Below are 7,322 nucleotides of genomic sequence, written 5' to 3'. Positions count from 1 at the left end.
GGGATGTCATGGCGTTCGCCTAGGACAAAACGTACGTTGCTCAAAGGCAACCCGTCAACCTGCCGCTGCAGTTCTTCCATCTTCTCCCCGTTCCCGACGATCCAGCATACCCAATCCTGCCGAATATATTTCAGCATGCCAAGCGCAGATATAAGCACATCGATACCTTTGACAAAAGACAATCGGGCCGGGAAGATGATCACCTTTTTATCCACAGGGCGCCGCATGTTGGTTCCAGCCTGGGCCTTCCTCCAAAAATCGAGGGTATCCAAACCGTAATGGAATACGCAAACTCTGTTCTCAGGGACCCCGAAATCACGTATCAGTTCGTTTTTCTGCCAATGGGTTGACGTAATCGTAACGGCACCGGAGCTAGCCCCATAGTACTCGATAGACTTCAGATACTTCCATGCAGGCGATCCCTCCGTGATGCCAAGGTGAGGATTCAATCGAAAATGATTGTGGAGCTCCCCGGAAACCGAGCCGTGTACCTGCGCTACCAGGGGCACGTGAGCCGGCTTCACGCGGCTGATCGCTCTAGCCGCAAAAATATCTTGGGTGTGTATAATATCATATTGATCAAGACCGAAGTATGCGGCGGAAAGTTCCAAATGATATCGGTCTTCTTCGTAGAAATAAATGATCCGATCAGCATGCAGCTGAGGTGCATATTCCTGTGCCAGCTTGGCGGACAGAAACGGGCGAATTTGGTCCTTGGGGAGCTCCCGGCCGCGGTTTACGATGTGGAATTTAGAATAATCCGGGCTGTTTCCAAGAAGATCCACCTGATGTCCCATCGCTTCTAGCCTCTGTTGGAGTTGTGTCATATACTTCCATACTCCGCCAACATGGGGAATCAGCCAGTAGGTTGCCAGTAAAATCTTCATCTCTTCTCCTTCCCATGAGTCCGGTGGGATACTGGATTCACCGATCTCACTTCTGTGCCGTCAGCTTATATCAAATTGATGAAAGAAAGCACCAAAACCAAGGGTTCCGGTGCTTTCAGTGAATCTGGTGAAGATCACCGGGCAGACTGCCTATTATTCCATCATGGCTGAGATTCGGCCAATCGCGTAACTGACCTTCTGCCAAGTGACCGCACTCTCCCGTTTAATGACTTCCTGATGCCGCAGGGTTCCCATCGCCTCATGCCAGCGGTAGCCGACCAGCGCTTCGTTTAAGTAATGAAACGAAAAGCCGGCTTGAATCGCCCTGCCCCACATCTCCAGGTCATGCGTGTATGGAAGGGACTCATCGAACAGCCCGATGTAACAAAACAATTCCTTTCTCATCATGACCGTGCACCCGTTAACTGGGTTGGCATGGCTCAGAAAGTACCGGTAGAAATCAATCAACCGTTCATATGATACGCCAGCATGGTACTTCACAACTTGACTGTTCTTGTCGATATTATTGAAATTGGTATGGGAGATCCACGCATTCCTCTCCAGCATGAATAACACCTGGTTATTGATTTTGTCCCTGTAAAACAAATCGTCTGAGCTCAGCCACGCGATATATTCTCCCGACGCATGGCGGATTCCGTGATTGAGTGCGCTGGCAGTGCCTCCGTTAGCTTTTCCCAGATAATGAATGTAGGGCCTGTAAGGTGCCAATCGTTCGGCATGCTGCGTCGATCCGTCATCGACCACAATGATCTCTATAGGGCTGTAGGACTGCGACAAGGCGCTTTCAACCGCCTGCTCCACATATGGATCGTTGTAAAAAGGAATGACAATCGTGACCAAAGGTCTCATCTGGAATCACCTCCACAGGTACGAAAGTATTCGAGAACATCGGTAAGGGATGTGCGGAGAGGAATGGAAGGTTCCCAGTCCAGTCCCTTCATCCTGGGGGCCGTATTCTTTGGACTTTCCTGGCTGGAGTTCTCTCCCTGCCCCACTCGATAGGGAATGGCTTCTCAAAAATGTCCATATAAAGATCTGTAATTTCGCCGAGTGTATATTCTTTTCCTGACCGGACGGAGTAGATCTCTCCGGGGAGTCCTTGCTCCAGCAAAATCTTATAAGCTATAACCGCATCACGGACGTCTAAAAAGTCTCTGCGTATAATGCGTGAGGGAATATGGAAAGCTTCATCCGCTTAGCTTGCAGCCATGTCTATCATTTATACGTCATACAGGTTCCGGATCCAGACAAATTATTACTCCACATGGATCAGCATGGAATTACTACTGCCCGCTATTATCCATGTCCGCTTCATTTACAGCAAGCATTCTCCTCTTTAGGGTATAAAGTCGGTGACTTCCCTGTTTCTGAAAAGGCAGCCGGGCATGCGCTCGCACTTCCCGTGAATCCCTTTCTTACCGATGATCAGCAGCAGTATATCATTGATACGCTTGTGGCTTTCAGCCACGTTAAATAAAGGAGGTCAATACGTGAAATTCCAAAGAATTCCTAACCTGGCCAGTATTGTAGTAGGTGCGTATAATGCTTCTCGACATATCGAGGAAACACTGGATAGCCTGATTCATCAAACCTACCCTTTTATTGAAATTGTTGTCGTCAATGACGGTTCTACAGATAATACAGACCTAATCATTCAACAATGGGTGCAGAAGCATAGAGATCATCCCGTAATAAGAGAAAACAGATTTGTCTACCATCCCTTGCCTTATAATATCGGCTTTTCCGGTGCGTTTACCACAGGCTATTTTTTAGCAAGAGGTGAGTTTATTGCCACAATGGCGGCCGATGACCTCTCGCACCCGGAGCGGATCGCAAAACAGGTCGCATTTTTACAGGCAAATACAAACTTCTGTCTTTGTGGATCAGGAATAGCCTGCTTCGTAGATGGAAACTTTGAGCAGCAGTTTGTCACCGATTTCGTAAAGTATGGCTATGAGAATATTGCCGGCATTTATTTGTCAGGCGGTCATTGTGTATGCCATGGCGCGCTGATGATGCGCGGCTCCTTGTTCGATCTGCTTGGCGGGTTGGAGCGTTATCCGGCAGGAACGGAGACAACGACCGAGGATGTATATTTTATTACAAGATATGTGCTTAGGGGTTATTCGGTTGAGAACCTCCCTGAAATATTGTACTACTATCGGATTTATCCTGAGCAGCGGTCGCAGCAAGGATTTTGATCGTATTTGCAATGGGGAGGACTTCCTCAAACAGACCATTATAGAAATAGGATCCGGTCGTCTTGAAAAACAGGCGGCCGGATCATTTTATTTTTACATAATTATTATCTCCGTGTCTGTCATGGGTGCTGGAGATTGGTGGCCGCTTTTTTAAATGATGCAGGCGTACCTCCCGATGAAAACGTAAATTTGCTGCGGGGCAAATGGGTATATGTACGTGAGCAATGGTATGAACAGCTCATATGATATGGGGACGACAGATTAGTCAATCGGGAGATGAACAGATGAGAATATTAATCGCCTGCAGTTGGGCGCTGCCTAATGCCGGTGGCGTGAACACATATGTCAATCAACTGACCAAAGCATTACAACGCGCGGGGCATACCACTGATATCTTCTCCCCGACGCCAGACGGTCTGGGATTTCGGATCTCCAATAAAGACTTGTATATAGAAAGAGGAAGGCTGCAATCCTTGATCGCCGATCAGACACACCAGTATATGGATCAGCATTTACCAGGAATTCATCCATGGATTAAGCAATCCGAGATCGATCGATACTGCTTGGAAGCCGCTATCATGTACTTCGGTTTGGCCGAATACGATCTGATTCACGCGCAGGACATCGTGAGCGCCCATGCAATGTCACGTGTTAAACCGCCACATACCCCCTTAGTAACGACAATTCACGGATGTCTCGCCAAGGAAGTGTTTGTTGAATGGACGGAAATGGGATTGCCCGAGCAAGATCAAAGCTCTCCCCTATGGCGCTATTGCTCCTTGCGCGAATATCTGGGTGCAACCGTTAGCGATGTAACCATTACTCCATCACAATGGCTCAAAGATATATTGGTTCAAGAATTTTCTGTTCCCGAACACCATGTTGTAGTTAGCCCCTACGGTATAGATGTGGATGAATTTCAACAAAACATGATGCGTGTAGCCACCATACCGAAACCTACCGCAAAAAAAGTGTTTATGTGTCCTGCACGCTTCGATGTTGTAAAAGGGCACATCTATCTGCTTCATGCTCTATCTAAGCTGAAGGAAGAACGCACAGACTGGGTTTGCTGGCTAGTTGGTGACGGATCACTCCGCGATAAATTAAAGCGAGCCGTACAGGAGCTTGGTCTCACGGACTACGTCACCTTTTTGGGGAAGCGTGATGATATCCCGGAATTGTTACACCAAGCAGACCTCATTGTCCTCCCGAGCATCCAGGACAACCAGCCTTTCGCCATTATTGAAGCCCAAGTTGCTGGTAAACCGATTATCACTTCTAATGCCGGTGGCATTCCTGAAATGATAAAAAGTGCGTCAAATGGATTTGTATTTCGGAGTGGAGATAGCGATCAGTTATATAATTTACTGCGATCTGCTTTAGAGAACCCCGCAATGTTCCTTTCCGTCGCAAATCAAGCCAGAGAACAAGGAGAAATATACTGGTCTTTACCTGCATTAACCTCCCGCCTACATGAGTTGTATGAACTCGCACGCAGCAAGCATCTCGATCAAGGTAACGAAATTGCTCCAGATCATGATCTGCAAAATCAAAACACATCAGAAGGAGGAGATGGAAAATGGAGCAGTCAAAGAAGAAGGCGCCTATTACTCAGAAGAAAAAGAAAAGTACGCTTCCTGAAAAGAAGAAGACTGCTAAGAAAAAAACAGCCATGAAGCGAATCCGCCAAAAAAACTTTATCAAAGACTGAAGCGCAAAAAATGGAGGTACATGCTAAGGAGCTTATCTATTAAAAACAAGAAAAAAACAAGACAAAAGATGATCCACCGCTCACACTCGCTTCCATATTTTCATTACCGGAACTTCCTCCTTATGAAGAAGAAATATGGAATCCAATTCTCAGATCACTTCAAGATAATTCTATAGATTATAAAATTCCTGATATGAGCATCATCCAGCCACTTAGCGGGGTGAATTAGCAGCGATGCCAGGGAATCAACCTTATCGAAACCAGCGCAGCATAACAAAATAAGGGCTTACCGTTACAACGGCAAGCCCTTATTTATTTGTGCTTATACATGATTTAAATCATCAAGTCGATGGTCGTTTTAAATTCTAGATGTTGTTCAACATATCCATGAAACTTACGCTATACCTATACGGAGTAAATTCTGTCTTAACTAAGTGCTGTGCAGCATCCCTAATGCTCTCCCTCAGTTCAACATCTTGCATGAGGTTCAATCCCTCACTGACAGCCTGGTGAACATTTCCCAGATTATAGTTCTTTCCTGTAACATTATGCTTGATGGTGATCGTTACTCCATCGGAATTGGATGCTAAAATAGGGCATCTGCAGCTCATCGCTTCCAATACCGATAGTGGCCCACCCTCCACTTTCGAAGTTGAGCACATAAATCCGCCCGAATCTCCAATCGAAGAATAATAGTACTGCATTTCGTGATTCGGAATATTAGCGTGCATGGTTAGCCGGGAGCCCAACTGCAAGTCGTCCACAACTTTTAAAAACCGCTGGCGTTGATCGGGGTCACCAAGATTGGGATCCTCAAACATCCACAGCTGCAAATCGGGCACAAAATGCGTTAGTTGATGGCCGATATACAAAAATTCCCGCCAGTTTTTATTATCGTCTATCCTTCCCAGCCAGGCGATGACCGGGTTGGAAAGCTTAGTCGTTTGGCGATAGGTAAACGTCTCCGAATTAATACTGTTAGGAATGATATAGCAGGGGATATGCGGAAACAGTTCCTGGAATAAAGCAGTGATATGCGGTGTGCTGGGGTTCATTAAGGCGGATGCGTAAGCATTCACATAGGGAACGGCCTCGGTCAGCTTGCTTCGGGCTACCTCTTGTGGCCCGTAACCCTGAATTTCAAGCACCAGCTTGCCGGTATACCCAAGTTGGCGGAAACGCGGGAAGCTCTCATGATCTGTCGTAACTACGATCACGTCATAACCGCCTGCATCCAGTATTTGTTTGATTTCCGCGTCATCATTTGTAATATAGATCGGAAAATCCGCCCTGTTCTGCATGCCCGCCCCCCAGAAATAATACAAACAGGAAGCCTCGATTCCATAATTCCTCAGTTCATGGCAGCGCAAACGATTGATCGTATCCATCCCGCCGCTCGGCACGTAAAATACAAATAAGACCTTCATTGACTCCTCCTCCCGTCCTGCAGCCATTTAGTTTTCTCTCATCGTGTCCTCCTGTGTGTACTCAGCAATCAACACGCCCTGATTCTTTATCTTGAAAACAACACACGTATGCGCCAGGTTATTAATGTTGGTAACAAGTACTAGCTCAAACGGTGAATAGTTAGTCATAATATCGTGAACACCAACCCACTCATCCGCCCCCGCATGGATCAGGCCGATATAAAATAGTCCCTCAATGCCATACCCGTGGATCAGCATTTCAAAGGGAACTTCCCCGGAATTGTTTATCTCCAAATCAACAGATTGAATACAGCGGCTGTTTATGGGCCCGTCGGCATTCGACACCAGTCGCAATATGGACATATTTATTCCCCCTGTGATTTATTTGGACGTTTTTGCCATATGAGGTACCACCCTAGGGACGGTACGTGGGATAGATTATCGCTCTCCTATATCAAAGGGGCGGTCTAATTGCAGAACAGGGATATCCGGCAGCTTGTAATCCTTCGGGAGATTCGCAAAAATCTGATTCCAGACCAAATAATCTACCTTTACTTCCAAATGGGAAGACTGGACCGTGAAAATACGGTTATATAAATCACCTATGACCTTAAAAGGTTCTTCAGACATAAGCCTCTCAATCCCTTCCTGGGCTCTTGATTCAAGACTAGCCAATAACCTGACGATACAGTTCCAACAGCCGCCCAACCATCCGATCCAAGGACCAGTGCTCCTCTCCCCAGGCGGAAGCATTGCGGCCGAGTTGTTTGCGTAACCTCTCATCCTCCAGAAGCTGATGCAAATGCTGCGTCAAGGATACCGGATCTTTTATCGGCGAAACAAGACCCGTCCGGCCATGTTCCACCATCTCCGGCAGGCCACCGGCATTCGATACGCACGCAGGGAGCCCTGCAATCTGTGCTTCCATGACCGAGAACGGCTGATTGTCCTGGATGCAGGAGTGCACGAATATATCCGACTGCATGAGAAGAGCTGGGATGTCATGGCGTTCGCCTAGGAACAAAACGTCGTTGCTCAAGGCCAACCCGTCAACCTGCCGCTGCAGTTCTTCCAT

General features: G+C 47.0%; 8 protein-coding genes. 3 read left to right on the top strand and 5 right to left on the bottom strand.

Annotated elements, in window-relative coordinates:
• On the bottom strand, nucleotides 1-887 hold an 887-nt coding region (locus CPT76_RS34510), incomplete at its 3' end, for a glycosyltransferase family 4 protein (protein WP_105446104.1).
• A gap of 153 nt (nucleotides 888-1,040) precedes the next feature.
• Entirely contained in the window at nucleotides 1,041-1,757 is a 717-nt protein-coding gene (locus tag CPT76_RS34505) for a glycosyltransferase (RefSeq protein WP_105446103.1), read from the bottom strand.
• A gap of 328 nt (nucleotides 1,758-2,085) precedes the next feature.
• Here CPT76_RS34505 and CPT76_RS34500 point away from each other — a divergent pair, with 328 nt between their 5' ends.
• The 3 genes from CPT76_RS34500 (at nucleotide 2,086) to CPT76_RS34490 (ending at nucleotide 4,785) form a co-directional block, all read left to right on the top strand.
• A complete protein-coding gene (locus CPT76_RS34500) occupies nucleotides 2,086-2,385 on the top strand; it encodes a DegT/DnrJ/EryC1/StrS family aminotransferase (RefSeq protein ID WP_105446102.1) in 300 nt (99 codons plus the stop codon).
• A 13-nt stretch (nucleotides 2,386-2,398) separates the two neighbouring features.
• Nucleotides 2,399-3,109, top strand: coding sequence for a glycosyltransferase family 2 protein (locus CPT76_RS34495; RefSeq protein ID WP_076174156.1), 711 nt, complete (start codon nucleotides 2,399-2,401; stop codon nucleotides 3,107-3,109).
• Nucleotides 3,110-3,393: 284 nt separating this feature from the next.
• A complete protein-coding gene (locus tag CPT76_RS34490; RefSeq protein ID WP_181153237.1) occupies nucleotides 3,394-4,785 on the top strand; it encodes a glycosyltransferase family 4 protein in 1,392 nt (463 codons plus the stop codon).
• 400 nt (nucleotides 4,786-5,185) lie between these two features.
• Here the strand turns inward: CPT76_RS34490 and CPT76_RS34485 are convergent, their stop codons facing one another.
• The 3 genes from CPT76_RS34485 to CPT76_RS34470 form a co-directional block, all read right to left on the bottom strand.
• Entirely contained in the window at nucleotides 5,186-6,247 is a 1,062-nt protein-coding gene (locus tag CPT76_RS34485) for a glycosyltransferase family 4 protein (RefSeq protein ID WP_105446190.1), read from the bottom strand.
• A 27-nt stretch (nucleotides 6,248-6,274) separates the two neighbouring features.
• Nucleotides 6,275-6,610, bottom strand: a complete 336-nt coding sequence (locus CPT76_RS34480; protein ID WP_105446099.1) for a hypothetical protein — start codon at nucleotides 6,608-6,610, stop codon at nucleotides 6,275-6,277.
• A 304-nt stretch (nucleotides 6,611-6,914) separates the two neighbouring features.
• Nucleotides 6,915-7,322, bottom strand: a 408-nt coding sequence (locus CPT76_RS34470) for a glycosyltransferase family 4 protein (protein WP_146116523.1), incomplete at its 5' end; no start/stop codon positions are given.

Origin of the sequence: Paenibacillus sp. AR247, from assembly GCF_002968895.1 — a bacterium.
GTDB classification, from domain to species: Bacteria; Bacillota; Bacilli; order Paenibacillales; family Paenibacillaceae; genus Paenibacillus_AQ; species Paenibacillus_AQ favisporus.
This window is presented reverse-complemented; position numbering and strand designations above follow the sequence as displayed.